The sequence below is a fragment of the Streptomyces sp. NPDC020299 genome (genome assembly GCF_044387825.1).
Classification (GTDB): Bacteria; Actinomycetota; Actinomycetes; order Streptomycetales; family Streptomycetaceae; genus Streptomyces.
Genome location: NZ_JBIRWL010000026.1, coordinates 29,860 through 56,473 on the forward strand (window position 1 = coordinate 29,860; position 26,614 = coordinate 56,473).

A 26,614-nucleotide genomic window follows, 5' to 3' on the forward strand; every position below is an offset into this window, starting at 1 on the left:
AGGACGTACGGGATCGCCGGTCCCTCACGCGGTGCGCCGGCGCAACACCGTGTAGGCCGCCGTGGTCGCGGCGGCTGCCAGGGTGAGGACGATGCCGGTCTCCACCAGGTGGAGGGGCCAGTAGTGGGACTCCGGGTGGTAGACGGCGAAGTAGCCGTCGGCGTTCCGGCCCCAGTTCACCGGCCAGGCGTCGGCGGGCAGCACGGGCCGCTTCGGTGACGTACGGGTCACCGTCGGCCACAGGTCCGCCCGGTAGCGCTCCAGCACGAGGTGCAGCGGCCACATCGCGGCGAACGCGGTGCCGAGGGCGGCCAGGGCGCGGCGCAGCAGCAGCGCGGCGAGCGCGCCGAACGCGAGGGCGCACAGGCCGTACGCCACCATGAGCGGACCCCGGGCCACGAACACGCCGGCGAAGGTCCAGTCGTCGCCCATCAGGTCCCGGTTGGCCGCCCAGCCCCAGCGGTACGCCGGCACCAGGGCGGCACCGCCGGCCGTGATCGCCAGTGCGGGCAGCGCGAGCTTGGCGGTGAGCCAGCGGGTGGGGGTGACTCCCTGGGTCCAGGCCAGCTGGGCGGTCCCGGACTCCAGTTCCCGGCCGATCAGCGCGCCGCCCGCGAAGGCGGCGACGGCGAGGAAGCTGTAGCAGATCAGCGAGGCGATCCAGTCGGTCGGTTTGCTGTAGTCGAGGGAGGCCAAGGCGTCGGCGCACATGCCGTGGCGGGCGCAGGACCCTTCCACGCGGCGGACGTCGTCCGCGGTCACCTCGTTCAGCCAGACCAGCCAGCCGATCAGCCCGGCCACGAACGCGGTCCAGGCCAGCAGGGCCCGGCGGTGCAGCCGCAGGACCGTGCGGGGCAGGCCCCCGAGGGCGGCGGCGCTCATGCGGTGGCCGCCTTCGCGAGCCGGAACGCTCCGGTGAGCCGCCTGAGCACGAGGAACGCGCCCGCGGTGAGCAGGGCGGCCAGGGCCAGCACCAGGGCGGTGGTGGTCAGCTGGAGCGGCCAGTAGTGCGAGGCGGGGTGGTAGGTGTTGTAGTAGCCGACCCCGCCGAGCTTCTCGTAGAGCCGCCAGCACGCTTCGGACGTGCTCGCGGAGCACGCGGGCTGGGGGATGTGCGCGCCGGTGGCGGTGACCAGGCCCATGTCGATCTCTGGGCCGCTGTAGAGATCGCCGTAACCCTGCTTGAAGCTGGTCACGCGCGTGACGGCGGGCCACAGGCGCGGCATGAGCCAGTAGGCCAGGCTCCCGATGCCCGAGGTGAGGATCAGGGCGCCGGCCAGCGCGGCCAGGGTGCGGCGCAGGACCAGGCCCGCGAAGGCGCCGGCGGCCAGGCCGGCCAGGGCGAGGGCGACGGTGGTGGGGCCGTTGGTGTGGAAGGTCCAGAGGGTGTGCCAGGCGTCGAGGCTGCCGACGCGGCCGTGGGCCGCCGACCAGGCGCGGTGGTGCAGGAGCACCAGCAGGCTCGTTCCCGCGGTGATCGCGGCGGCGGGCAGTGCCAGCTTGGCCGTCAGCCAGCGGGCCGGGGTGACTCCCTGCGTCCAGGACAGCCGCGCGGTGCCGGACTCCATCTCCCGCCCGACGAGCGCGGCGCCCGCCCAGGCGGCCACCAGGAACGGCAGCGCGGCCATGGCGAGGGTGAGGTAGGTGTAGGTGTCGTTGAAGCGCACGATCGGCTTCTGGTCGTACGTGCACATCGGCGCGTCGCAGGATCTCCACTGCCGCCACCCCTCCGCCGCCGCGTCGGTGAGCGGCCCGGCCAGCCACAGCAGCAGCGCGGCCCCGAGGATCACCAGTCCCGCCCAGACGAGCAGCGCCGGACGGTGCAGACGCACCAGCCACCGGTTCAGCCGCGGGCCGCCGGCCTCTTGCCGCACGGCCTCCGAAGTAGACGCGGTCATGACACTCATATGGCGGCCTCCGCGGACGTCGTGGCCGGGGTGGCGGTGAGGGCGGGGGCCTCGGGATTGCGCAGGTGGGCGAGGACCAGTTCCTCCAGGGACGGGGTGCCGGTGCGCCAGTCGGCGGGCAGCGGGCCGGCCGGGCGGACGAGGGCGCTGAGCTGGCGGCCGGTGACGCGGGACTCGACGACCGTGTGCGGGGCGAGGCCGGCCGTGTCGGCGGGGGCGCTCACGCGCGTGTGGGCGGCGAGCAGGTCGTCGATCTCCCCGGCCAGCCGGATCCGGCCGCCGCCGACCAGCAGCAGGTGGTCGCAGGAGTCCTCCAGCTCGGCGACCACGTGCGAGGACATCGCGATCGTGGTCCCGTGCTGGGCCGCCTGGGCCATCAGTACGCCCATCAGCTCGTGCCGGGCCAGCGGGTCCAGGTCGGCCATCGGTTCGTCCAGGAGCAGCAGTTCCGGCTGCTTGCCGAGGGCCAGGGCGAGCGCGACCCGGGTGCGCTGACCGCCGGAGAGCGTGCGGACCTTGGCGTTCGGGTCCAGGTCGCCGGCTGCGGTCGTCCGCTCGGCGGTGGCCGCGTCCCAGCGCCCCGGGTTGAGGTCGGCGCCCATGCGGAGCGTCTCGGCGACCGTGAGCTGCGGGTGGAGCGGCTTGTCCTGGGCGACGTAGGCCACGCGGGTACGCGCCCCGGCAGGGCTCGTCCCGAGGACGGTGAGCGTGCCCTCGGTGGGGACGAGCAGCCCGGCGCTCAGGGTGAGGAGCGTGGACTTGCCCGCTCCGTTGGGCCCGACGACGGCACAGACACGTCCGGCGGGCAGCTGGAAGGTGCAGTCGCGCAGCGCCCACCCGTGCCGCCTGCCGTAGCGCTTGCCCAGCGCGTCGGCCCTCAGCGCCGTGTTGGTCATGACGGGTCTCCCTGGAAGTGCTTTTCGAGTACGGAGGTGAAGAGTGCGGCCACGTCGTCGCGCTCCAGCCCGGCGTCCTGGGCGCGCGCCGCCCACTCCTCCAGTTCGGCGCGCAGGGGTGAGTCGACGGGGGCGGCGCCCAGAGAACGCCGTACGAAGGTCCCGAGCCCCCGCCGGGCCTCCACGAGCCCCTCGCGCTCCAGCTCGCGGTACGCCTTCAGGACGGTGTTCGGATTGATCGCGGTGGCCTCCACGACCTCGCGCGCCGTGGGCAGCCTGTCCCCCGGCTCCAGCAGGCCCATGCGCAGGGCCTGCTTCGTCTGCTGGACGATCTGGACGTAGGTGGCCACGCCGCTGTGCCGGTCGATGCGGTACTCGACCACTCAGCACCACCCTTTCACTAATTGAGTAGTGAAAGGGTGGTGCAAGGAAGGGGGCGGCGTCAAGATCGCCGCCCCCTATGGTCCTTAAGACCCCTATGGGCTTTAAAAGAGGTACATCAGGTTTCGGTGCGGTACATCAGGTCCGTCTCGTACGTCGTGAACCCCAGCCGCTCGTACACCGACACCGCCGCCTTGTTGTCCGCGTCGACGTACAGCATCGCCGTCGGCAGCCCCTGGGCCGCCAGATGCCGCAGGCCCACCGTGGTGAGCGCCTTGCCCAGGCCGCCGCCCTGCCTGCCGGGGGCCACGCCGAGGACATACACCTCGCCGAGCTGCTCGGCCGCGTGGACCTTCGTCCAGTGGAAGCCGACGACCTCACCCGCCCGCTCGCCCGCCCGCTCGGCCAGGAAGAAGCCGGCCGGGTCGAACCACGGCTGGGCCTTGCGGTCGTCGAGGTCGCGCTGGGTCAGGGAGCCCTGCTCGGGGTGGTGCGCGAAGGCGGCGGCGTTGACCGCCAGCCAGGCCGCGTCGTCGGCGCCGGGCACGAAGGCGCGTACCGTCACACCCTCGGGCAGCACCGGATCGGGCAGGTCCAGATCGGCCAACGGCCGCCGCATCTGCCGCAGTTCGCGGAACAGGGTCAGCCCGAGCACCTGGGCGAGATGCCGGGCCGCGGAGTGCCCGCCGTGCGCCCACACCCGCAGCCGCTTGCCCGAGGCCGCCAGCAGGGCCGAGCCCAGCGCCCGGCCGTGCCCGTGCCCGCGGTACGCCGGGTGGACGACGAGTTCGGCGGCCGGCGCCTCCACCGGGTCGGTGTCCTCCAGCTGGGCGTACCCGACGAGTTCGTCGCCGACGAGCAGCAGCAGATGCGATACGCCCTCGCGGGCGCCGCCCGAGAGTTGCAGCCGCCCCTGCTCGGACACCGGCTGCTGCCCGTCGACGCGGGCGGCCTCCACGAGCAGCCCGAGCACGGCCTCGGCCTGGTCCGGGGAGAGCGCGGAGTAGGTCTCGATGGAACGGGTGCGGGCGGGCCGTACGGGGTCGTCGCTGGTCATGCGTATGAGGGTACGGGGAGGCGCCGGTCCGTCGCCGAAAGGTGGAACGGCAAAGAAAACGGCAAAGGGACACCGCGCGTCGACCCCGGGCCGTGCCGGGCCCGCCCTCAGGCGGACGCCTTCGTGGCGGGGGCTTCGGCGCCGGCAGCCTGCAAGGCCGCCAGCGCCCTGCGGGCGTACCACCGTGCCCCACGCTGCTGGAACCGCCACTCGGGTGGGTCCTCGCGCAGTACCTGCTGCAGCGCCGAGACGGCACGCGCCCGGAACTTCTCGCCGAGACCCGCCAGCAGTGCGGCCGCCAGGCCCAGCTCTTCGGCGTCCTGGCGGAGGATGATCTCGACGAGGTGCTCGGCCGCCTCGGACCGGTACTCTCCGCCCCGCTCGATCAGGAACTCGGCCATGTCCGTGCGTGGCATGCGATGGTCCCAGCGCGTCCGTCTGCCGGCCTCTCTCAGCGCCTTGACAGCGGTGTCGACGTGCTCGCCGCCCAGGGCCGCCAGTCTTTCCGCGGCATCTGTCCGCTCGTACGAGCGGGATTTCCGCCCGCGGATGACACCGAGCAGGACCGTGACGGCGGAACTCCGGTACTCCCGTCCCAGCCCGAGCAGGAACCCGCCCACCGTGAGTCGCTCGCCGGCGTCGGGCCGTCGGAGGAACCGCCTGCGGGCCACGGATCGGGCGATGACCCCGACGTAGGGCTCACCGAGGAGTCCGATGGTCCGCGCCACATCGCCGACGAGGTAGTACTTGGAACGGACCATCTGCTGGAACGCCCTGACGGCCGTAGGCCGGTGCGTCTCACCGAGTTGGAGAAGCAGGCGAGCCGCCTCCTCACCGAACACCGTGCGGCGGGGCTCCGAGCCGACGGAGTACACGAGCCCCGCCAGTTCCGCCGCCCTCTGCGGTTGCAGCAGGAGCAGCACCTCCAGGGCGTGCAGCCGCTCGGTATGGCTGCATTCCCGGTGGACGGCGATGTCGTACAGCAGGTCTGAGTCGACGGGCACGTGCGGTCCGTCCAGCAGCAGTAGTCCCCCTGCCGCCAGGCGCCGGGCTCCGGCGTCCGCTTCCGGACGCGTGGCGTCGGCCGCCAGCGACGCGGCGGCCGACTCGACGTGGGACTCGCCCAGTTCACGCAGCGTCCGCGCGGCGTGCCGCCGGTCAGAGGTACGGCGGTCGGTCAGGCGGGTGCGCAGCTCCGACGCGACGCGGCCCAACTGCTCCTCGCCCAGGGCGGTCAGTACCTCGACGCCCTTCTCCCTGATGCGGGTGTCGGTTTCCGGGTCGGTGACCAGCGTCCGCAGCAGCGCGGTGTCCACGGGGGGCCGGAGCTCGCCGAGGGCGAGCATGGCCCGTGCCGCCCCGAGCCGGGCCGCCCGGCCGGTGTCCGGGGTGGTGAGCCTGGTGCGCAACTCCTCGACGACCTCCCCCATGAGGGGCCCACCCAGCGACCGCAGCGGATCCACCACGGCCGGGTGGTACCGGGTGGGGCCGTCCGGCTCGCTCAGCACCGCACAGATGGCCGCCACCGGGTCGGCGGGGTACTTGCGGCCCAACCTCGCGGCCACTCCGACGGCCAGGTAGAGCGGATGGGACCGCGGATAGGTGACGTAGCGTCGCCAACGCTCCACGGCGTCGTCCTCGCCGAATCTGACCTTCAGACGCAGGAAGCGGCGGGTCAGTCCGTGTCCGACGGAGCCGACGCGTCGCGGGCTCGAACGGAGCGTCCCCACGCCCTGTTGCGCCTCCTGCGCGTAGGCGCCGCCGAGGCGCAGCAGTCCCTGTGTGGCGCTCAGACGGTCGGTGAACCCGGCATCCGCACGATGGAGGACGGCTCGGTAGGCGTCGGCCGCCAGGTCCTGGTAGTCGTCGCCGAGTTCTTCCAGCATCCGGGCGAACCCGCGTCGCTCGCGCGGGCTGGTACCGGTGTCGTCGACGAGGGCCCGGATACACCGCGCCGCCGCCTCGACATGGGGTCCGCCGAGTGCGATGAGCTCCCCCAACGCCATGCTGCGGTAGAAGTCACGGGTGAGCGGAGCCTCGACCACGGCGTGCAGGATCCGGGCCGCGGCCACCACGGACCGCCCACCCGATCTCGCCATGCGCCTGGCCAGGTCGATCTCCTGGTACGTGCCGCGCAACAGGGTGCGCGCCAGTCGGTCGATCCGGCGCTCGGCCTGCCGTGCGGGGGCACCATCCAGCTCGACCAGGCTCTGGAGCGCCAGGGCCTGGACGGTCGACAGCGGGGGCGGCGGCGCTTCGTCGACGAGAGCCAGCAACGCCCGGGCGGCCGACTCCACGTGTTCCTCTCCGAGTTCGGCCAGCTCCCGTGCCGCCGACAGCCGTTCGGTCGCGGAGGCGCGCCGGTGCCGCGTGACGGCCCGCAGTACCGTCGCGGCCTCCGCCGGATTCCGGGATCCGGCGAGGGCCTCCGCCGCCCGCTGCAGGGCCTGCGGTTCCACGCTCGGCAGGTCGGCGACCTGGACCAGGATCCGGGCGGCGGCCACCGAATCATGCGGCATCAGCGCCACCACGGCTTCCATCCGGCTGGGGGCATCCGGCTGATGGGCGATGCGATGCAGATACTCCTGGACTCTTTCGTGCCGGATTCGGCTCAGCAGATCCCAGATCCGTCCCTCGGGCGCCGAGACCCGCAGCGAGTCGACGGACGCCAGCAGCCGCCGATAGTGGATCTCCTCGGCCGGGCACCGGGCCGCCAGCAGTTCCCCGGCGAGCAGTTGGTGGGGATCCAGGCCCGCTTGCAGCCAGTCCAGCAACTTCCGTCCCCCGGCGCGGTGCCGATGGCAGTAGTGGGCCAGGGCCATGCGGTAGATGTGTTCGAGATGGTGTCCGGTACGTCCTGACGCGGCCAGGATCGCCGCTCGCCACCGCGGGTGTGCGATGTCGAACGACTCCGTCAGCTCCTCCTCCACGAGGCGCTCGGCCACGAGGTGTTCGGCGAACGTCGTGTGCAGGAACTCCAGATCGTGTCCCTTGCGTACCAGCAGGCCGGTCCCCAGCAGTGCGTCCGTCACGGCGTTGGGCCATCCCGCCAGTGGCTCGTCCGCTCCGAAGCGGCGCCCCGCCCCGTCGGCCGCGGTCTCCTCCCACCAGCGCCGCGCGACCTCGGGGAGATCCTGTTCACCACGGACGACCTGCGCGTGTGCGAGGTGCGCCAGCAGCGTCTCGACGCCGTCCCTCAGGCAGGCCACGGCGTCGCGCCCGCGGGAAGTGACCGAGGCGCGCTGCTCCAGCTTCCGCCACATGGTCTCGACCTGGCCGGATCGGGCCTCGCGCAGCAGCGCTCGGTACCGCAGATACAGACCCCGTCGGTTGTCCGGAAGCCGGTCACCGGGAGCGTTCTCGAAGACGATGGCGGTGACGGTGGCCAGCAGCGGGTTGCGCAGCGGATCGCTCAGCCCCGCGTCGTCGATCTGCCGCAGGAAGTCCAGGGCGAGCCCCGGGTGGCCGGAGTCCTTGAACCAGGTCTCGGCGAACTCCTCCAGGCGCTTGCGGTCGAAGGGATCGAGCAGGTGATGGTGAAACCCCGCTGCGACCAGTTCCTCGATGGCCTCGGGGTCGGGCCGGGTGGTCAGCACCATACGGATCGGTGACCGCGTGCCCTGTCCGGCCTGGTCCGCGAGGCGCCGGATGACGCGGCCGCGCTGATCGTGGTGGACCTCGTCCAGGGCGTCGACGAGGAGCAGCCAGCGGACGCCCTCCGGCAACCGGGGCAGGGTCCCGTCCCCCGGGCCGAGCCCGGTCTCGGCTGCCACCGCGCTCTCCAGCGAATGTCCGGCGCCGGCGAGCCTGGCCGCGGCGACCCACACCGGTACGAACCTGCCGTCGGCGACGGCGGAGTCCAGTGCCTCCCGGCCGTAGCGCAGGGCGCAGTTGTGCAGGAGCGTCGATTTCCCGGTGCCCGGGCCGGCCTCGACGAGCAGATGGCCGCCGGTGCCCTGCCCGAGCATCTCGTCGAGCACGTCCTCGAGGCGGCGAGGCGGGCCGGCCTGCTTCGCCGGGCTGGGACCCGCGGGTCTGGCCGGGGTCTGCCCCGGCCGGTGGGAGCCGCCGCGCCTGGGTCTGCCCTCCCGGACGGCGGGGTGCTCCTTCAGCTCCTCCGTGGACTTTTCCAGCTGCTCCAGGTCCGCGGGGTCGTCCGGCGCGATGCCCCGGCTCAGTACCTGCCGGATGTACACCGTGGTCAGCCGGCGTGTGCGGCGGTCCTGGTGGAAGCGGTACGGAAGCTCGTCCGCGGCCTCGCGCTGCCGGTCCAGCACCGCTCGCACGGGCGGTTCCAGCCAGTGGTGCACGGCATCGGCGGCGGTGGCGGTCCGCCGGATCGGGACGGGCTCGGCCTCGACGCGGTGCGCGGCGAGAAGAGACAGGAAGTCCGGGTCTCGCAGGTCGCAGAGGTCCGTGGCCGTGACGTTGCGCCGGTCCCGGCCGGGGAGGTGGCTGGTGGCGACCCCGGCGAGCAGTCCCTCGTCCTTGGTGAGGATGCCCGCGCCCGAGTAGCCCTTCCACGGTGAGTCTCCGGGGCGGGGTGCCCGCGGATCCGAGCTGTGCACGGACAGCTGAAGCTGGTGGGCCCGGCGGTCCGAGCCGAGCTGGATCGTTCCGTCGATCTGGTGTCCGCTCGGCCGGCCCTTCTCCTCGGTGAACCAGGGATAGCCGACCGCGTGTACCGCGATCTGCCCCATCTCCTGAGGCAGCAGGGCGAACCGGATCGGCGGCACGGTCAGGCACTCCGTGTCCAGGACCAGGAGTGCCACGTCCCGGTCGGGGTGCGGTACCACCCGCTGGACGACCGCCCGGGCGCCACGACCGGGACCGCGCACCTCGAGGCCGGCGGGCTTGTCCCGCACCGCATGGGCGGCGGTGATCGCCAGGTCGCCCACCAGCAGGAATCCGGACGCCTCGAAGTAGGTGTGACCGTCGCGTTCCCGGCGGACGACCTGCACGACGCGGTCCAGACGGCTCACCATCCGTGCTCTGCCCCCGTATGCCGCGGCCCGCAGGCGGTCAGTCGTCCGCCAGCGGCACCCTGTTGGCCGGGTCGGAACCGGTCAGCACCCGGTTGCCGTCAGCCGTCTCGGCCTTCAACTGGAGGGACACGGTGTGGGTGACGGCCTTGGAGGCCGCTGCCTTGCCGTTCGCCGACAGGACCCAGAACTTCACCCCGCCGCCCGCCTCCACACTGCCCTCGACGGCGACCTGGAGGTCCAGGTTGACCGTCTCGACATGCAGCCGCACCGGCTGGCCCTCTGCCTCCAGCGCGGCCTGCGCCAGTTCGTTGCGCAGCGCCCTGAGAGCCTCCGCGAGCCCGATCTGCATTGCTTCCCCCCACATCCGGCCTGACGTGCCGTCATGGTAGCGGCGCGTGAATAAACCTGGCAATGATCTCGGTAAGTTCCATGTGAGCGCGGTAATAAATTCTGTGTGAGTGGCGGGCTGGTTCCAAGTCGCTGCTGAAAATTTCACTCAGCCGCAATTCATCGAGGTCTAAGCGAAATTGGCTTTCTTGTGCGCCGAGGTGCCGTAATGTTTTCCATGTCGAAAGCGAACGATGACGAAAGGCAAAGCCAATGAGCTTCCGCAAGATCGCCCCGGTCAAGAAGGCCCACAAGTGCACCCCGGCCCCGAAGCCCGCCCCGAGGAAGCGCGAGCCGAAGAAGCCCGACCTCAAGCGCCCGGTGGGGCATAAGTAGGCACCGCTGTAAGCGGCGAGCAAACCAGGCTGAATAGCCAGTCCGAATAAACGCAGATAAACCTGAGAATCGTAAAGGAAATCCCTATGAGCTTCCACAGGATCGCCCCCGTCAAGAAGCACCACAAGCCCGCCCCGGCCCCCAAGAAGCCGGCGCCGAAGAAGCCCGCGCCCGCGCCGAAGCGCCGCCCGGTGGGACATCAGGGCTGAGGCATGCCGTGAGGCGGGGTCACCGGTTACAGCGTGGTCGCACCGGTGGCCCCGCCTCGGCCACGTACAAGGGAGTTGTCGACATGAGGGAAGCCCGCGAGGCCTTCCGCCGCTTCTGGCCGCTGACCCGCGGCGACCGAAGGTGGCTGGCGGCGATCGTGGCCTGCGTGGTGGTGTCCGCGCTCGCCGAGACCGCCGCGATCCTGCTCTTCGCCGACCTCACCGACAACGCCCTGAAGGCCGGCTCGCTTTCCGCCTTCTGGGGGCCGGCCGCCGCCTGGCTCGGCGTCGCCGCCCTCGGCGCGCTCGTCGGCTACCTCGGCAACTCGCTGGCCACCTGGACCGCCGAGAGATTCGTACTCCGCCTGCGCGCAGGCCTGTTCCGGCACGTCCAGGGCCTGCCACCGCACTTCTTCCAGAAGCACCGCCGGGGCGACCTGGTGGAACGCCTCACCGGCGACGTGGAAGCCATCGAACAGATGGTCGTGTCAGGCGTCGTCGGCACGATCTCCGCCGCCTTCTCCGCCGTCTTCTACGCCTGCGCCGCCTTCTGGCTCCGCTGGGACCTGGCCCTCGCCACCTTCGTCCTCGCCCCCCTCTTCCTCCTCGCCGCCCGCCGCTTCTCCGGCCGCATCAAGCAGACCTCCCAGGACGAGCGGACCGCCGACGGCGCGATCACCTCGGTGGTGGAGGAATCCCTCGGCAACATCATGCTGACCCAGGCGTACAACCGCCGCCGGGACGAGGAGAAGCGCCTGGACACCGAGGCCCGCGCCTGGATGCGGGCCAGCGTGCGCGGGGCGCGGCTGAGCGAGATGTACGAGCAGTTCGTCGAGGTCATCGAGACGCTGTGCGTGCTCGCGGTGATCGGCCTGGGGGTGTGGGAGATCTCGGCCGGCCGCATGACCCTCGGCCAGCTCCTCGCCTTCGCCGCCTTCCTCGGCTACCTCTACCCCCCGATCCGGGGCCTCGGACAGCTGGGCCTCACGGCCACCGCGGCCACCGCCGGCGCCGAACGCATCACCGAGATCCTGGACGCCGAACCGGCCGTCACCGACCCCGCCGAGCCGGTCCCCGCATGGCCGGTACGCGGCTGGGTCAGCTTCCACGGCGTGTCCTTCCACTACCCCGAGTCCCGCCGCGCGTCCCTGCGCGACGTGACCTTCACCGCCGGACCAGGGGAACTGGTCGTAGTAACGGGCGCGAGCGGCGCCGGCAAGAGCACCCTCTCCAAGCTCCTCACCCGCTTCTACGACCCCTCGACGGGCGCGATCTGCCTGGACGGCGTCCCGCTCACGGACGTAACGCTAGGGTTTTTGCGGGAGAACATCGCCCTCCTCCCCCAGGAGACCCTCGTCCTCCACGGCACCATCCGCGAGAACATCGGCTGCGGCCGCCCCGGCGCCACCGACACCGAGATCGAGCAGGCGGCCAGGGACGCGGCGGCCCACGACTTCATCGCCGCGCTGCCCGACGGCTACGACACCGAGATCGCCCCCGGCACCGCCGCCCTCTCCGGCGGCCAGCTCAAGCGCGTCGCCATCGCCCGCGCCATGCTGCGCGCCGCCCCCGTCCTGGTGCTGGACGAGCCCACGGCGGGCCTGGACGCGGTGGCCGCCCGCCAGGTGGTCCAGCCCCTGCGCCGCCTCATGTCCGGCCGCACGACCCTCATGATCACCCACGACCTGACCCTGGCCCCGGACGCCGACCGCGTCCTGGTGATGGACCACGGCCGGCTGGTGGAGACGGGCACCCACACCGAACTGGTCGCCCGGGGCGGGGTGTACGCGCGGCTGGCGTCACCGCTGCCGGAGACGATCGCGGAGCCGACGCCGACGGCGGCGGACGAGACGATGATCCTCAGGTGGTAACCGGGGGCATGCGCCGAGCAGCGGCGACGATGCCGCGCAGCACCTCCACCTCGGCGCGCAGATCCGCGACGAACCGCTCGTTGACGTTCGGCAGCGAGATCCGGCGGCCCGCGGAGTCGTACAGCCAGGCTCGGTGCCGAGGGGCGGACCCGCGCGCGTTGCCGTCGGTCTCGACGCGGAGGTCGTCGATCTCGCGCCAGGTCCACTTCCTGACCCGCAGCGGGGTGGCCAGAGCCCAGTGCAACGGCCCACGCCCCCGGTACGACCGCTCGATTCCGCCCCGTCCTGCCGCCCCGCCTTTATCCCCTCCCGGACCCCCGTTCGGGAAGAGGGTGGGCCGGGCAGGGTCTCAGGGGCTCAGGAAGCCGTAGGCGTCCAGCCCTCCAGCCAGTCCGCGACCTCCTGGTTCGCCGCCTGGGCGTCGGTCAGTTGGGGGCGGTTGGTGCTCGCCGCGCCCGAGCCGGGGCCGGTGTTCTTGTACTCGGCGAAGCGGTCGTCCTTCCAGGAGAAGCCGCTCATGTCGGTCCACGGGGTGGTCTTGATCGCGGCGCTCAGGGTGGTGTTGCGGACCGTGGTCTGCGGGTCGAGGGTCGCGTCGCCGCCGGCGTGCCAGGGGCGGCCGAGGTAGAAGCTGCGGTCGGACACGTCCCCGCTCACCGTGGAGTTGGCGATCAGGATGCCCTTGCGGTCGGCGGCGGTCGACGGGGCGGTGACGAAGCCGGCCGAGGTGCCGTTGTAGCGCTTCTTCAGGGTGATGACGGACTTGTCGATCACGGTGGTCGCGCGGCCGAAGATGAAGTCGACGTTGCCGATCACGTAGGAGTTGGCCATGTAGACCCGGCCGAGCTTCTCCTTGGCGGCCGTGTCCACCAGCAGGGTGTCCTGGTCGCCGCTGACGATCACGCCGTCGAGGAACACCTTGTCGGCGGCGGTGCGCAGGGCGACGGCCTGCTGGCTGATGTCCTGGTGTGCGGCCTCGTCGAAGTCGTTGGAGATGGTGAGGTTACGGGCCTGGAAGTCGTCGGCCTCGACGGCGACGGTGGCGCTGCCGCCGGTGCCGTACGGACCCGAACCGTCGGGCTTCTGCGTACCCGCCGCGTTGTTGTAGACGATCACCGTGTCCTTCCGGCTGCCGCCGGCGCCCTGGATGGTGACGTGCGGCTTGTTGGACGGCACCTTGACCAGCTCGCGGTACGTGCCCGGCTTGACGCTGATCACCACGCGGGAGGGGTTGCCCGCGGGGACGGCGTTCACCGCGGCCTGGACGGTCTTGTACTGGCCGGAGCCGTCCTGGGCGACGGTGAGGGTGGTGGCGGCCGCTGCCTTGGTGGTGGTGGCGGCGGTCGTCGTCGTTCCGATGGAAGTACGCGGCCCTGCACCGGACTTCAGGAGGGCGGGGATGTCCGCGGCCTTGTCGAGGGTGTAGCCGTAGTACGTCTTCGGGTCCCAGGCCGTGCCGCTGCCCCCGCTCTCGTTCCTGCCGCTCGTGCCGGAGAAGACGTTGCCGCGCTGGACCAGGGTGGCCGTGCTGTCCCGGATCACGGGGTTGTTCATGCCCTGGAAGTAGGAGTTCTCCAGCAGCATGTTCGTCCTGCCGCGCGAGTAGTCGCCGTAGGAGGACTTGATGGTGGTGCCGGCCTCGTCCTCCAGGTAGTTGTTGTAGAGGTGGGCGTGGGCCACGTTGTCCGTGGAAGGGTTGCGCTGTTCCGTCTCGCGGATCCAGTTGTGGTGGATCGTGATGTCCGCGGTGACGTTGTCGGTCCAGCCGATGCCGAAGGCCTTGTTCTCCTGGCTGAGCCTGTTCCAGGAGACGGTGAGGTAGGTGGTGTCCTTGCGGCTGTCGATGAGCCCGTCGGCCATGTGCCGGATGTCGTTGTGGTCGATCCAGACGTGGTGGGCGCCGTCCATCTGGATGCCGTCGTAGTCGTGCTCCTTGTCGTTCCAGGTGCCCTGGTACGCGTCCCGGATCGTGAGGTTCCGGATGATCACGTTGTGGACGCCCTGGCCGAGGAAGAACCCGCCGCCGACGATCTGGCCGGAGGTGCCGGAGCCGACGATCGTCTTGTTCGACTGGACCTTGATCTCTTTCCCGACCGGGTCCATGTTGATCGCCGCCGCGACGACGATGACGTAGGGGTCGGAGGAGGTCGCGTACTTCTCGAGGTCCGCGAGCGTCTTCACCGTGACGGTCTTGCCGTCCCGGCCGCCGTACGTGCCGTTCTGCCCCAGCGCGTTGACGGAGGCGAAACCGTCGGCGGTCGCGGTGGCCCAGGCGGGGGTGACGGCGGTCGCGGCCGAGGCCTTCTGCTCGGTGCCGGTTACTCCGTAGATGACGGCGGCGGCGGTGCTCAGCGCGAGGGGGACGCCGAGGGCGAGAGCGGTACGGCGTCTGCGGTGGCGCGGCTTCGAGTGGGGGGTGGCCATGGGGCGGCTCCTGTTCGGGTCGTTCCCGGTTGGGGGTGAACTGGAGTTGCCGCGGGGCGGGGGAAGGTTGCCGCCCGCAAGGGGGCGCGTGAGCGGATGGGCCGCACCCAGGCGCGAGCTCTCTGAGACAGGCTTCGTGAAGACCAGGTGCTTCTTCATCAGGACACATGACGATATGACGATTACGCTCCGGAGTGGAATCGAAACAGAGAGTGTCGCCGGAGTACGGCAACGCGACATCCATGCAGGTCACCTCCGAAAGGGCAGAGTCATGACCACTACGGCACCAGACGTCGTCCAGCTCAAGCTGGAACGAGCCTTCGACACCATGGACGCCAACAACGACAGCTACGTGGACTGGTCGGACTACCAGCAGCTCGTCGACCGCTACATCAGCGTCTTCAAGCTTGCCAAGAACGACCCCCGGGCCGGCGGAATCCAGGCCTTCTACCAGATGTACTGGCAGGAGCTCATCCGGCACGCGCGACCGAACGGGCAGCAGCAGCGGCTCTCCAAGGAACAGTTCGTCGAGGCCAACCGCCTTGCGAGCATCGACACCAGTCGGCTCAACATGGTCGAGGGCATCGGCCACGCGATCTTCGACTGCATGGATGTCGACGGCGACAACGAGATCAGCAAGGAAGAGTTCGAGAACTTCCTGAGGAAGGTCTGGAAGGTCTCCCAGCCCGACGCGATCGAGACCTTCCACAGGCTCGATCTCGACGGGGACGGCTCCATCTCGCGGCAGGAGTTCATCCGGGCGGCACATGAGTACTTCTACTCGAACGATCCGAACGCTCCGGGCAGCCTCTTCTTCGGGCACGTCTGATCGTCCCGGCCCGTTCGGGGCAGGGACCCGATGGTCGGTCGGTATGCCGTCACGGTGGCATGCCGACCGCACCGATCGCCCCGTAGAGCCGGACGGCCAGTCCTCAGCTACGGCGTCTCGCCGTCAGCCGCGTTCGAAGCAGTGCGAGTAGCCGATGACGGAGAAGCCGCGCCGCTCGTACCAGTGGCGCGGCCAGTCCGCCGCGTCTGCGGTCAGGAACCGGGTGGCGCAGCCCGCATCGACAGCCAGGCGCAGTGCGGTGGTCAGGACGGCATCGGCGTAGCCGCGTTTGAGGTGGGACTCCGAGGTGATCAGGTCCTCGATCTGGGCCGTGCCGGTTGCCGGGTCCATGTAGAGGTCGGCCCATGAGGCGACCTCGCCTTCCTCCGTGCGCGCGCCTATGAAGCGAACGGCGTCGGCCCCGCGCCGTCGGGCCTCGCGGCGTTCGACGAGGTGGCGTACGACCTCGTCGTCGACGTCCGGGAGGAGGCCACGCCATCGCCGGGCGAGTGGGGTACGTATCGCGTCGAGGTCCACCTCGTCCGCAGCGAGGCCGCCGGCCGGCGCCGGGCCCGTGTGCAGCATGACCAGATAGGTGGAGTGGGTGTATCCGGCGCGGATCAGCGGCTCTGCGCAGGCCGTTGCGACCTCATGGTCGAGGACGGAGATCATTCGGTGCGGCAAATGGCCCAGTGCTTGCTCCGCGATTGCGGGCAGCGCCTCGGGATCGACGGTCGTATCGATGACGACCTGGTTGTTCGCGTGAGAGTGGGCGAAGGCGTCGTCGTATACGGCGAACCCGCCGGGGAGGCTGACGGTGTGTGCGGCCTGGCGGCGAGCGAAGGCGGACAGGAAGGCGTTGATCCGCTGAAGTTCTGAGCTCGGCATGGGGGGAGCCTACGAAGCCGTCAGCATGGCCGCCTTCGAATTGCCCGGCGGACCGTGTCCGGCTCGCCCCTGCCCGCCTCTACTCATCGTCCGATTGGGTGATCCTCAGGTATTGCCACTGGTCAGTCGTCATGCCGTACCTACGGTGATCGCGTTGCTTGTGCCGCGAGCACACCCGGCCCACACTTGAGGAGGTGACGCCATCATGACCGCGCTCGCGCACGAGAGGCCCGAGACCATGACCGAGATCAGGACCGAGGCCGTTTCCGCGAACGGCCCTGACCTGGACGAGGTCGTGTGGCACGCATGGAAGGCCATGGAACTCCCCGAGGGCTACCACGCTGAGATCATCGAGGGAGCCATCGAGGTGTCGCCCACCGGTCGCCTGTCCCATGCTCAAATCGTCAACCGCCTGCGCAACGCGCTGGTGCGCTATCTGGGAGAAGGCGAGTACGCGGCGTACCAGGACACCAACGTCATCTTCCGGCGCAAAGGGTGGATTCCCGATCTCCTTGTCGCGCCAGAGGATCTGGAACCGTACGCGGACGAGGACGGGCTTGGTGTCGATGCCGCAGCGGTTCGTCTGGTCCTCGAAGTCGTCTCACCCGGCAAGCGCAACCAGGAAAGGGACCGCGTCAGGAAGCGCCGCGAGTACGCTCGCGCCGGCATCCCCGTGTACATCGTCATCGATGACTACGACGACCACGGCATCGTCACCCTCCTCACCGACCCTCAGCCCGACAAGGCCGACTGGGGTGAGTTCCACCGGGTTCCCTACGGCACCGAGGTTGTCATCCCCAAAGGCCCCGCCAAGGGTTTCGTGATCGGGGAAGCGATCACCGGACCGAAGCGCGGCTGAAGGGGCGGCGGAGTCGTCGGCGCTCCCGGCGGGAGGACATCGAGCATGGCTGCCCACGTCGCAAAACCGGATTCGTTCGTCCCTCCTATGCCCGAGCGGACCCCGAAGGCGCTGCGCAGGGCCATCGCCCAGCACGTGCCCAAACTGCTTCCCGACTTCGACCAGCATTGGAAGAGGGCGGTCGCCGACGCCTACGACGTAGGGCCCGTGCCCGCGTTCGTGGCCTTCTGGTGGGGCGAGTACGCCCTGGCCCGGGGCCCCGAGTTGGACGAACACGTGCACGACCTGGAACTTCGGGCCGCAGACTCCACCGACACCGCTGAAGCGAAGGCTCTCCTCGAAGAAGCGGCGAAGATCCGTCACCGGGTGCAGGGAATGGAGCCTGGTGAGTGACTGACGGGTTCAGCAGCCAAGGCATCTCCGGCCGACCCGTAAACCCGCCTGACCTCGGGCAGTCGGAGATTCACGGGCATTCGGGCGGAGGCGTAGGCGCTCCCGGCAGCCGTACGGTCGCGACCGTGCCGCCGCCGTCCGCGTGGGTCAGGGAGACCTCGCCCCCTGCCTCCTGGACCGTGCGGGCGACTATGGACAGGCCGAGGCCGGAGCCGGGGAGGGCGCGGGCGGAGGGGGAGCGCCAGAAGCGGTCGAAGACGTGGGGGAGTTCGTCGGCGGGGATGCCGGGGCCGTGGTCGCGGACCGTGAGTACGCCGTCGGTGAGTTGGACCTCGATCGTGCCGGCCTCGGGGCTGAACTTCACCGCGTTGTCCAGGATGTTGACCACCGCCCGCTCCAGCGCGGCCGGCTCCGCCCGGGTGTACCAGGGCTCCAGGGACGCCGTGATGGTCAGTTCCGGGCCGCGCAGACGGGCGCGGTTCAGGGCCGCCTCCACGGTGTCCTCGAGGGAGACCACCTGGACGCGTTCGCCGCGCTGGCCCTCCGAGCGGGACAGTTCCTGGAGGTCGCCGATGAGTGACGCCAGCTCCGTCATCTGGGCCTTCACCGAGGCGAGGAGTGCCTTGCGGTCCGCCGGGGGGATGGGGCGGCCCGTCTCCTCGCTGCGGGTGAGGAGTTCGATGTTGGTGCGGAGGGAGGTGAGGGGGGTGCGGAGTTCGTGGCCCGCGTCCGCGATGAGTTGCTGTTGGAGTTCGCGGGAGTTGGCCAGGGACGAGGTCATGGAGTTGAAGGAGCGGGAGAGGCGGGCTACCTCGTCCTCGCTGTCCTCCTCCACCGGGATGCGGATGCTCAGGTCCTCCGTGCGGGCCACGTGTTCGACGGCTTCGGTGAGCTTGTCGACCGGGCGGAGGCCCGCGCGGGCTACGGCGAGGCCGGCGGCGCCTGCGCCGACTACGCCGATGCCGGAGACGAAGAGAAGGATCAGGGCCAGCTGGTTGAGGGTGGACTGCGTGCCCTTCAGGGGCACGGCCACCATCAGGGCGGCACCCTTGAGCATGACCTTGTCTCCGCCGTCCTGGACGACGAGGGCTGTGGTCAGGACACGTACGGGGTTGCCGTCATTGTCCGTTCCATTCCGGGTGGTTCCGGTGCCCAGCTGCGGGTTCTCCGCCACTTCCTTGTCACTCTTCGTGACCTTCACCAGTCCGTTGGAGCCGTTGAAGAGGCACGCTTTGCCGTCCGGCTGGACGATCTGGATGTAGCCCCTGAACCGCGGGCCGCCGAAGTTCGTCGGTGACTGGCTGCAGTCCTGCAGCGCGGCCGTCACGGCGGTTGAGGGCAGTGGACGTTCCACCCCAGACGTCAGGTCGTTCTGGAGCTCGTCGTACAGCTTCTGCTGCACAATGAACCAACACGTCACCGAAACCGCCGCCACCGCGAACGCCACCGCCGCCGCCACCAGCAGCGCGAGCCGGGAGCGGATGGGGAGGGAGCGGTAGCGGCGTACCAGCCTTCTCACTCGGCGCCGCCCTGTCGGAGGACGTAGCCCACGCCGCGCACGGTGTGCACGAGGCGGGGCTCGCCGCCCGCCTCGGTCTTGCGGCGGAGGTACATGACGTAGACGTCCAGGGAGTTCGACGAGGGCTCGAAGTCGAAGCCCCAGACCGCCTTCAGGATCTGCTCGCGCGTGAGCACCTGACGGGGGTGGGCCATGAACATCTCCAGGAGCGTGAACTCGGTGCGGGTCAGTTCCACCTGGCGGCCGCCGCGGGTGACCTCGCGGGTCGCGAGGTCCATGCGCAGGTCGGCGAAGGTGAGGGCCTCGTCCTCCTGGGCCTGGGCGGAGACGGCCGCCGCGTAGGAGCTGCGGCGCAGCAGGGCGCGGATGCGGGCGAAGAGTTCGTCGAGTTCGAAGGGCTTGACCAGGTAGTCGTCGGCTCCGGCGTCCAGGCCGGTCACCCGGTCGCCGACCGTGTCGCGGGCCGTGAGCATGAGGATCGGCGTCGTCTCGCCCGCGCCTCGGATGCGGCGGGCGGCGGTGAGGCCGTCCATGCGGGGCATCTGGATGTCGAGGACGACCAGGTCGGGCTTGTAGGCGGTCGCCTTCTCCAGGGCGTCGGCGCCGTCGACGGCGACCTCGGTGTCGTACCCCTCGAAGGCGAGGCTGCGCTGCAGTGCTTCGCGTACGGCGGGCTCGTCGTCGACGATCAGGATGCGCTGGGGGTCACGGTCGCCTTCGGCGGGGCTCATCGGTCGCGGTTCCTCGGGGTGCGGCGGGTGGGGACGCTTTCAGCGTCGCATGACTGCGGGCTGCGGAGTAGGCACGAGGCCGGTGTCAGCCGGGCATCGTCGTCAGGCGCTTCAGCGGCACCTTGTGGCGGTGGGTGCGGCTGGCGGGGACGCGCAGGCCCATCAGCTCGGGGGCCGCGACCTCGGGGGCGCGCGGCGCGGGCACCGGCGCGTGGAGGTCGTACGCCACCTCGAGGGCCAGGGTGATGGCGGCCGGGTCGGTGCCGGTGACCGGGTGCGAGACCTGAATGATCATGACGTACTCCCTAGACGTGCGGGGCCGCGGTTCAGCTGCCGGAGCCTGCCCGCAGCTTGGCCAGGTCGGCCTTGACGGTGTTGATCGGGATGGCGAAGCCGAGGCCGATGCTGCCCGCGTCGGAGGACGAGGACGACTGCTGACTCGACGAGTACATCGCGGAGTTGATGCCGATGATGTTGCCGCCGGCGTCGATCAGGGCGCCGCCGGAGTTGCCGGGGTTCAGCGAGGCGTCGGTCTGGATCGCCTTGTAGGTGGTGGTGGAGGAGCCGGTGTCGCCGTTGAACTGCCGGCCGCCGAACTGGAAGGGCCACTGCTGCCCGTCGCCGCCCTGGCCCTGGCTCTGGCTCTGGCCCTGGTTCTCGTCCGTGGAGACGGTCACGTCACGGCTGAGCGCGGAGACGATGCCGCTGGTGACGGTGCCGGTCAGGCCCTCGGGGGAGCCGATGGCCACGACCGTGTCGCCGACCTGGACGCCGGAGGAGTTGCCGAGGGTCGCGGGCTTCAGACCGGAGGCGTTCTGGAGCTTGATGAGGGCGAGGTCCTTGGAGCTGTCGGTGCCGACGACCTGGGCGGTGTAGGACTTGCCGTCGCTGGTCCGCACCTTGATCGAGGAGGCGCCGGAGACGACGTGGTTGTTGGTGACTATCTCGCCGTTGGAGCTGATGATCACGCCGGAGCCGGTGGAGGAGCCGCCGCTGAGGGTCGCCTTGATCTCGACCACGCTCGGGCTGACCGCGGCGGCGATGGCGGCGACGTTGCCCTTCTTGCTGGAGGGCACCACGTTGGTGGTGGTGCTGGAGGTGGCGACGGTGTCCTTGCCGGTGAGCTCCTGGAAGGCGTACGCGGTGCCGCCGCCCACGGCCGCGGCGACGATCGCCACGGCGGCCAGCAGGGCGATCGGGCCCCGGGTGCGCTTCTTCTTCGGCGCCGGGTCGGCGTCGGCCGGGACGGTGGGGAGGAGAGCGGTCCCGCCGCCGTGCCCGCCGTCCGCAGCAGTCTGGGGGGTCGGCCAGACGGGGGCACCCGCCTCGGCGGTGACCGGCTGCGCGGGCTGGTACGCCGGAGGCGCCGGCCACTGGGGGTCCACGGGGGAGGAGGCGTGCTGCTGCCGGGGGTACGCGCCCTGGTAGGCGTCACCCTGGGGGTTCTCGTACGCGCCGCTGCGGCGGAAGCTCTCGGTCATGGCATAGAGCTTCGCCCCCGACCATGAGAGCTGGCTGAGTGCTTGCTGAGAAGCCCGGCAGAACCTCGTATGCCCGATATAAAGACCGTCCTCGCAGCTCGGGACGGGTTCTCAGAGGGCGTTCATTCCGGCGTCATTCTGACGGGTACAGGTCACTCACAGCCGCACGACCCGCGCACCACCAACCGCGACGGGAACGTCTTCAGCCGCTCCCGCCGCGATCCCGCCACCCGCAGCCCGTCGTCGAGGACGAGGTCCACCGCGGAGCGGGCCATCGCGGAGCGGTCCGAGGCGATCGTGGTCAGCGGCGGGTCGGCCAGTGCCGCTTCCTTGATGTCGTCGAAGCCGGCCACCGCCAGCTCTCCGGGTACGTCGATGCGCAGTTCGCGCGCGGCACGCAGCACGCCGATCGCCTGGTCGTCGGTGGAGCAGAAGACCGCGGGCGGGCGGTTCGGGCCGGAGAGGAGTTCGAGGGCCACGCGATAGGCGTCGTAGCGGTTGTACGGCGCCTCGAAGAGCCGCCCCTCGGTCGGGATGCCCGCCTCGGCCATCGCGCGCCGCCAGCCCTCGACGTGATCGGAGACCGGGTCGCCGACGGCGGGGGTCTCGGCGGTGCCGCCCACGCAGGCCACGTACTCGTAGCCGTGTTCGAGGAGGTGGCGTACGGCGAGCTGGGCGCCGCCCAGGTCGTCCGTGACGACGGCGACGTCGTCGATGGCCTCGGGGCGCTCGTGCAGCAGCACCACCCGGGCGTCCCAGGCCTCGATCTCGGCGGCGGCCAGGTCGTTCAGCGCGTGGGAGACGAGGATCAGGCCGGAGACCCGCATGCCCAGGAAGGCGCGCAGGTAGTGGACCTCGCGTTCGCTGACGTAGTCGGTGTTGCCGACGAGGACCATCTTGCCGCGCTCGGAGGCGGCCTGCTCGACCGCGTGCGCCATCTCCCCGAAGAAGGGCTGGCGCGCGTCCGGGATGATCAGGCCTATCAGGTCGGTGCGCCGCGAGGCCATCGCCTGGGCGACCCGGTCGGGCCGGTACCCCAGCTCCTTGATCGCGGCGAGTACACGCTCGCGCGTGGCCGGGGCGACCGGCCGGGGTCCGTTGTTGATGACATAACTGACCACGGCGGTGGAGGTACCCGCCAGCCGCGCCACATCATCCCGAGTCACCTTGGCCACGCGCGGAGTCTACGCGGAGAGACCCGCTCTGGGCAGGGCGTATCGCGGCTCGATCACGGCTCGGCTGTGCGGTGGCGGCGAAGCGATGCCCTGCCCGAGGGTCCGCTAGGCCTCCGCGGGGACCTCGGCGTCGTCCAGGGCGGGCGAGGTGTCCGCATCGCCCGGCTTTGCCCGGTCGGCCTTGGCCTTCGCCTCGTCCGAGGGCCGGTCGGACCGGTCGCCCTTTTCGGGAGTAACGAATCGATAACCGACGTTCCGGACGGTCCCGATCAGCGACTCGTGCTCGGGGCCGAGCTTGGCGCGCAGCCGCCGTACGTGCACGTCGACCGTGCGGGTGCCGCCGAAGTAGTCGTAGCCCCAGACCTCCTGGAGCAGCTGGGCGCGGGTGAACACACGGCCCGGGTGCTGGGCGAGGTACTTCAGCAGCTCGAACTCCTTGAAGGTGAGGTCGAGCACCCGGCCCTTGAGCTTGGCGGAGTAGGTCGCCTCGTCCACCGACAGGTCGCCGTTGCGGATCTCCATCGGGGAGTCGTCGGCGACGATCTGCTGCCGGCCCATGGCCAGCCGCAGACGTGCCTCCACCTCGGCGGGGCCGGCGGTGTCCAGGAGTACGTCGTCGATGCCCCAGTCCGCGGTGACGGCGGCCAGGCCGCCCTCGGTCACGACGAGGATGAGCGGGCAGCCGGGCCCCGTGGAACGCAGCAGCTGACACAGGCTCCTCACCTGCGGCAGGTCGCGGCGGCCGTCGATCAGGATGACGTCGGCGCCGGGGGTGTCGACGAGTGCGGGTCCCTCCGCGGGGGCCACGCGCACGTTGTGCAGCAGCAGTCCCAGGGCGGGGAGCACCTCCGTCGACGGCTGGAGGGCGTTGGTCAGGAGCAGCAGAGAACTCATACGTCTGTTTCCTCCTCGGTCCCCGCGAGGACGTGGGCGGTACGGAACTGCTCTGCGATCCCGAAGGCCCCGTACACCTGCGGTTTCCCGCTTCGTATACAACGCTTCCGAAAGCACAAAAGGACCCGGGGGCAACGCTGCCCGAGTCCTCTGCCCAGAGAATAGCCCACATGAGCAACGGTCCGGCAGGTCATACGGCGCATTCCGCCATTCGTCCGAACTGCGAGACGAGCAGACGTACAGCTATGCGGACGTTTCTGCGCACCGCGGACGGGATTGCGATCGATTCCGTATACAACCCGGGTCCGGTCGTATACGACGCCTCCGCGCCACCCGCTCGTGACCTGGTGTTCGTGATCGCGCACGGCTTCACCGGCGATGTGGACCGGCCGCACGTGCGCCGGGTGGCGGAGGTTCTCGCCGGGTACGGGGCCGTCGTCACCTTCTCCTTCCGTGGGCACGGCGCGTCCGGTGGCCGCTCCACGGTCGGCGACCGGGAGGTGCTGGACCTCGCCGCCGCGGTCGAGTGGGCCCGCGGCTTCGGGCACGCGCGCGTGGTCACCGTCGGCTTCTCCATGGGCGGCTCGGTGGTGCTGCGGCACGCGGCGCTGCACGAGGGCACGGACGCCGTGGTCTCGGTGAGCGCGCCGGCCCGCTGGTACTACCGGGGCACCGCCCCCATGCGCCGCCTGCACTGGCTGGTCACCCGCCCCGAGGGCCGCCTGGTCAGCCGCTACGGCCTGCGCACCCGTATCCACCACCGCGACTGGGACCCGGTGCCCCTCTCCCCGGTCGAGGCGGTGCCGCGGATCGCCCCCACGCCGCTGCTGATCGTGCACGGCGACAGCGACGGCTACTTCCCCGTCGACCACCCCCGGATGCTCGCCGAAGCGGCCGGTGACCACGGCGAACTCTGGCTGGAGCCCGGCATGGGCCACGCCGAGAACGCCTCCGAGGACGCCCTGCTCGCCCGGATCGGGGACTGGGCGGCGAGGCGGGCGAGCTAGCCTGGCTTCATCCGTCTCTCACTTTTGTTCCATGCTTCTTCCTTCGATTGAGGAACCAGATGTCCAAGGTCACGGTGCGCTACTGGGCCGCCGCCAAGGCCGCGGCCGGGGTCGCCGAGGAGCCGTACGACGCGGCGACCCTCTCCGAGGCGCTCGCCGCGGTGCGGGAACGACACCCCGGCGAACTCGTGCGCGTACTGCAGCGTTGCTCGTACCTCATCGACGGTGACCCCGTCGGGACCCGCGAGCATGAGACGGTACGGCTGGCCGAGGGCGGCACGGTCGAGGTGCTCCCGCCGTTCGCAGGAGGGTGAGCGATGACCGATCAGCCGTATGAGGGCCAGAACCCCTATCAGGGGTACGGACACCAGGGTCAGCAAAGCTACGAGGGTTACGAGGGTTACGGGCCGTACCAGCAGCAGGCGCCGCAGGCATGGCCCGAGCAGCAGGGATACGGCCAGGGCGGTTACGACCAGTCCGGGTACGGCCAGCCGGGGTACGACCAGCCGGGGTACGACCAGCCCGGGTACGAGGAGCAGCACACCCAGCAGTGGCAGGGCCAGACCTGGGACACGCAGCTGCACACGCCGGTGCAGCCGCCGACGCCGGCCGCCGAGACGGCGTACCTGCCGCAGCAGCCGCCCGCACAGCAGCCCTCCGCCCCGGAGCCCGCTTCGGAGTCCGGGCCCGGCTACGGACCGGCCACCCTCTCCGGCAACTCCCGCATCACCGACGCCCAGCGCGCCCGCCTGGAGGGCCGCTCCCCGATCATCGAACCGGGCATGCAGCCCGCCGCGCTGACCGCGCTGCTCGGCCTGCTGCTCTCCGGTACGGCGGCGGTCGGCACGTACGCCCTGGTCGTACCGCTGGTGCTGCTCCAGGCGGTGACCGCCGCCGGCTGGTTCCGGCTGAACGGCATGTGGCCCGCCCGGCAGGGCATCGTCCTCGCCTTCGCAGGGGCGCTCACCGCGGACGTGGCCGTACTGGTGGCCGGCCGGGACAACGCCCCCGCCGCGATCCTCGGCCCGCTCGGGGTGTGGGTCCTGCTCGTCCTGGTGCTCCAGCTGCGCTCGCACGCCTCGCCCGACGAGCGCATGTACGGCCTGATGGCGACGGTCGTCTCGACGGCGCTGGCGGTCATCGCCACCGGCTATCTGGGCGCCGAACCCGACGCGGTGACGGTCGGCGCGGCGGCGGTGGCGGTCGCCCTCCTGGCCCGCGCCCTGCCCCTGCCGACCCCGGCCTCCGTGGCCGTCGCCGTGCTCGCCGCGGCGGGCGCCGGTATCGCGCTGGGCGGTATGACGGACCTGGGCACCAAGGGCGCCGTGCTGGGCGCCGCGGCCGCGGTCTGCGCCCTGATCGGCCACCGCGTCGCCGCCTACGACTACCCCTCCCGCTTCGTCCACTTCACCGCGGGCGTGGCCCTGCCACTGTCGGCGGCCGCACCGGTGGTGTGGGTGCTGGGGCGGGCGCTGGGGTAACCGGGCAGAAGGGCACCTTCGCCCCCCTGTCACAGGTGATCGACAATTTCCCTGCGGCCCGGCCCCGCGGGGATACCGTCGGCGTTGCACCGCACGCACCACACGTGACCGAACGCCACAAGACCGCCGAGCCGGGGGAAACAACGAATGCGCGCCCTGCGAATACTGCTGATCGTCGTCGTGATCCTGGGCGGCCTGTTCGTGATCGTCGACCGGGTCGCCGTGCACTTCGCGGAGGGCGAGGCCGCCGACAAGCTGAAGGCGACGCAGAACCTCGCCGACACCCCCGATGTGTCGATCAAGGGTTTCCCGTTCCTCACCCAGGTCGCGGGCGGCTCCCTGGACGACGTCGAGGTCGGCATCAAGGACTACGAGGCGGCCACCGGCAAGGGCACCGAGAAGATCCGTATCGACGACCTGAAGGCCGACATGAAGGGCGTCGACTTCTCCGGCGACTACAGCTCGGCCACCGCGTCCACCGCCACCGGCACCGCGACGATCTCCTACGCCGAGCTGCTGAAGACGGCGAAGTCCGAGCCGACCCAGGTCGCCCCCGGCGTCACCGCCCGCGTGGTCGGCCTCTCCGACGGCGGCAACGGCAAGATCAAGGTCGCGGTGGAGGCGACGGTCCTCGGCAGCAAGCTGCCCAAGCCGGTCTACGTCCTCAGCTCGGTCGCCGTCCAGGGCGACCAGGTGAAGGTGCGCGCCGACGCCATGCCCGTCATCGGCAAGGTCGACATCGCCGAGAACCGGGTCCGCGAGATCACCGACTTCAAGCAGGCGATAGACCAGCTGCCCGGCGGCATCAAGCTGGACTCGGTGCGGGCGGCGAAGGACGGCGTCGAGATCACGGTGAAGGGTTCGAACGTCAGGCTGGCCGGGTAGGAACTCCTGCGGTGGACAA

At 70.7% G+C, this 26,614-nt stretch carries 26 protein-coding genes; 10 read left to right on the forward strand and 16 right to left on the reverse strand.

What is annotated here, in order from left to right:
• Window positions 1–24 precede the first annotated feature (24 nt).
• From ACH45E_RS40830 to ACH45E_RS40860, 7 genes are all read right to left on the reverse strand, one after another.
• Entirely contained in the window at window positions 25–882 is an 858-nt protein-coding gene (locus ACH45E_RS40830; protein ID WP_361454256.1) for a hypothetical protein, read from the reverse strand.
• Window positions 879–1,907: an ABC transporter permease gene (locus tag ACH45E_RS40835; RefSeq protein WP_361454253.1), complete on the reverse strand. Its 1,029-nt coding sequence runs from the start codon at window positions 1,905–1,907 to the stop codon at window positions 879–881. Before ACH45E_RS40835 ends, ACH45E_RS40830 begins: the two co-directional genes overlap by 4 nt.
• On the reverse strand, window positions 1,904–2,803 hold the full coding sequence (locus ACH45E_RS40840; protein WP_361454251.1) for an ABC transporter ATP-binding protein: 900 nt from the start codon (window positions 2,801–2,803) through the stop codon (window positions 1,904–1,906). The genes ACH45E_RS40835 and ACH45E_RS40840 overlap by 4 nt, the downstream gene beginning before the upstream one ends.
• A complete protein-coding gene (locus tag ACH45E_RS40845; RefSeq protein WP_361454248.1) occupies window positions 2,800–3,186 on the reverse strand; it encodes a GntR family transcriptional regulator in 387 nt (128 codons plus the stop codon). Before ACH45E_RS40845 ends, ACH45E_RS40840 begins: the two co-directional genes overlap by 4 nt.
• A 116-nt stretch (window positions 3,187–3,302) precedes the next feature.
• Window positions 3,303–4,241: a mycothiol synthase gene (gene mshD / locus ACH45E_RS40850; protein ID WP_361454245.1), complete on the reverse strand. Its 939-nt coding sequence runs from the start codon at window positions 4,239–4,241 to the stop codon at window positions 3,303–3,305.
• A gap of 107 nt (window positions 4,242–4,348) precedes the next feature.
• Window positions 4,349–9,226, reverse strand: a complete 4,878-nt coding sequence (locus ACH45E_RS40855) for a trypsin-like peptidase domain-containing protein (RefSeq protein WP_361454242.1) — start codon at window positions 9,224–9,226, stop codon at window positions 4,349–4,351.
• 37 nt (window positions 9,227–9,263) lie between these two features.
• The gene (locus tag ACH45E_RS40860; RefSeq protein ID WP_361454239.1) at window positions 9,264–9,575 is read right to left on the reverse strand and encodes a trypco2 family protein; all 312 of its coding nucleotides are present in this window, start codon (window positions 9,573–9,575) and stop codon (window positions 9,264–9,266) included.
• Window positions 9,576–9,826: 251 nt separating this feature from the next.
• On the opposite strand from ACH45E_RS40860, the gene ACH45E_RS40865 reads away from it, so the two are divergent.
• The 3 genes from ACH45E_RS40865 (at window position 9,827) to ACH45E_RS40875 (ending at window position 12,029) form a co-directional block, all read left to right on the forward strand.
• Window positions 9,827–9,949, forward strand: coding sequence for a hypothetical protein (locus tag ACH45E_RS40865; protein ID WP_399042577.1), 123 nt, complete (start codon window positions 9,827–9,829; stop codon window positions 9,947–9,949).
• 86 nt (window positions 9,950–10,035) lie between these two features.
• Window positions 10,036–10,158 (forward strand): hypothetical protein, encoded by a 123-nt coding sequence (locus tag ACH45E_RS40870; RefSeq protein ID WP_361454236.1) that lies wholly within the window; start codon window positions 10,036–10,038, stop codon window positions 10,156–10,158.
• 83 nt (window positions 10,159–10,241) lie between these two features.
• The gene (locus ACH45E_RS40875) at window positions 10,242–12,029 is read left to right on the forward strand and encodes an ABC transporter ATP-binding protein (RefSeq protein ID WP_361454233.1); all 1,788 of its coding nucleotides are present in this window, start codon (window positions 10,242–10,244) and stop codon (window positions 12,027–12,029) included.
• Here the strand turns inward: ACH45E_RS40875 and ACH45E_RS40880 are convergent.
• Together ACH45E_RS40880 and ACH45E_RS40885 are read right to left on the reverse strand one after the other, a co-directional pair.
• Window positions 12,019–12,273, reverse strand: coding sequence for a hypothetical protein (locus ACH45E_RS40880; protein ID WP_361454230.1), 255 nt, complete (start codon window positions 12,271–12,273; stop codon window positions 12,019–12,021). The genes ACH45E_RS40875 and ACH45E_RS40880 overlap by 11 nt on opposite strands.
• A 113-nt stretch (window positions 12,274–12,386) precedes the next feature.
• On the reverse strand, window positions 12,387–14,453 hold the full coding sequence (locus ACH45E_RS40885; RefSeq protein WP_361454227.1) for a pectinesterase family protein: 2,067 nt from the start codon (window positions 14,451–14,453) through the stop codon (window positions 12,387–12,389).
• 271 nt (window positions 14,454–14,724) lie between these two features.
• On the opposite strand from ACH45E_RS40885, the gene ACH45E_RS40890 reads away from it, so the two are divergent.
• Window positions 14,725–15,282 carry an EF-hand domain-containing protein gene (locus ACH45E_RS40890; protein WP_361454224.1) on the forward strand — a complete coding sequence of 186 codons (558 nt, stop codon included), beginning with the start codon at window positions 14,725–14,727 and terminating at the stop codon, window positions 15,280–15,282.
• 123 nt (window positions 15,283–15,405) lie between these two features.
• On the opposite strand, the gene ACH45E_RS40895 is transcribed toward ACH45E_RS40890, so the two are convergent.
• Window positions 15,406–16,170 carry a GNAT family N-acetyltransferase gene (locus tag ACH45E_RS40895; RefSeq protein WP_361454221.1) on the reverse strand — a complete coding sequence of 255 codons (765 nt, stop codon included), beginning with the start codon at window positions 16,168–16,170 and terminating at the stop codon, window positions 15,406–15,408.
• Window positions 16,171–16,375: 205 nt separating this feature from the next.
• On the opposite strand from ACH45E_RS40895, the gene ACH45E_RS40900 reads away from it, so the two are divergent.
• Window positions 16,376–17,029 (forward strand): Uma2 family endonuclease, encoded by a 654-nt coding sequence (locus ACH45E_RS40900; RefSeq protein WP_361454218.1) that lies wholly within the window; start codon window positions 16,376–16,378, stop codon window positions 17,027–17,029.
• A gap of 87 nt (window positions 17,030–17,116) precedes the next feature.
• On the forward strand, window positions 17,117–17,422 hold the full coding sequence (locus ACH45E_RS40905) for a DUF6247 family protein (RefSeq protein ID WP_361454215.1): 306 nt from the start codon (window positions 17,117–17,119) through the stop codon (window positions 17,420–17,422).
• 70 nt (window positions 17,423–17,492) lie between these two features.
• On the opposite strand, the gene ACH45E_RS40910 is transcribed toward ACH45E_RS40905, so the two are convergent.
• The 6 genes from ACH45E_RS40910 to ACH45E_RS40935 form a co-directional block, all read right to left on the reverse strand.
• Entirely contained in the window at window positions 17,493–18,941 is a 1,449-nt protein-coding gene (locus ACH45E_RS40910; RefSeq protein ID WP_361454212.1) for a HAMP domain-containing sensor histidine kinase, read from the reverse strand.
• Window positions 18,938–19,672, reverse strand: coding sequence for a response regulator transcription factor (locus tag ACH45E_RS40915; RefSeq protein WP_361454209.1), 735 nt, complete (start codon window positions 19,670–19,672; stop codon window positions 18,938–18,940). The genes ACH45E_RS40910 and ACH45E_RS40915 overlap by 4 nt, the downstream gene beginning before the upstream one ends.
• A gap of 85 nt (window positions 19,673–19,757) precedes the next feature.
• A complete protein-coding gene (locus tag ACH45E_RS40920; protein ID WP_361454206.1) occupies window positions 19,758–19,967 on the reverse strand; it encodes a hypothetical protein in 210 nt (69 codons plus the stop codon).
• Window positions 19,968–19,998: 31 nt separating this feature from the next.
• The gene (locus ACH45E_RS40925; RefSeq protein WP_361454203.1) at window positions 19,999–21,153 is read right to left on the reverse strand and encodes a trypsin-like peptidase domain-containing protein; all 1,155 of its coding nucleotides are present in this window, start codon (window positions 21,151–21,153) and stop codon (window positions 19,999–20,001) included.
• Window positions 21,154–21,305: 152 nt separating this feature from the next.
• Entirely contained in the window at window positions 21,306–22,328 is a 1,023-nt protein-coding gene (locus tag ACH45E_RS40930) for a LacI family DNA-binding transcriptional regulator (protein WP_361454200.1), read from the reverse strand.
• Window positions 22,329–22,433: 105 nt separating this feature from the next.
• Window positions 22,434–23,222, reverse strand: coding sequence for a response regulator transcription factor (locus tag ACH45E_RS40935; protein ID WP_361454197.1), 789 nt, complete (start codon window positions 23,220–23,222; stop codon window positions 22,434–22,436).
• Between the two features lie 170 nt (window positions 23,223–23,392).
• Between ACH45E_RS40935 and ACH45E_RS40940 the strand changes: the two genes are divergently transcribed.
• From ACH45E_RS40940 to ACH45E_RS40955, 4 genes are all read left to right on the forward strand, one after another.
• Complete coding sequence (locus tag ACH45E_RS40940; RefSeq protein ID WP_361454194.1) at window positions 23,393–24,229, forward strand: alpha/beta fold hydrolase; 837 nt, start codon at window positions 23,393–23,395, stop codon at window positions 24,227–24,229.
• Window positions 24,230–24,288: 59 nt separating this feature from the next.
• Complete coding sequence (locus ACH45E_RS40945; RefSeq protein ID WP_361454191.1) at window positions 24,289–24,543, forward strand: MoaD/ThiS family protein; 255 nt, start codon at window positions 24,289–24,291, stop codon at window positions 24,541–24,543.
• 3 nt (window positions 24,544–24,546) lie between these two features.
• The gene (locus ACH45E_RS40950) at window positions 24,547–25,710 is read left to right on the forward strand and encodes a hypothetical protein (RefSeq protein ID WP_361454189.1); all 1,164 of its coding nucleotides are present in this window, start codon (window positions 24,547–24,549) and stop codon (window positions 25,708–25,710) included.
• Window positions 25,711–25,857: 147 nt separating this feature from the next.
• Window positions 25,858–26,595, forward strand: coding sequence for a DUF2993 domain-containing protein (locus ACH45E_RS40955; protein ID WP_361454186.1), 738 nt, complete (start codon window positions 25,858–25,860; stop codon window positions 26,593–26,595).
• Window positions 26,596–26,614: the final 19 nt, after the last annotated feature.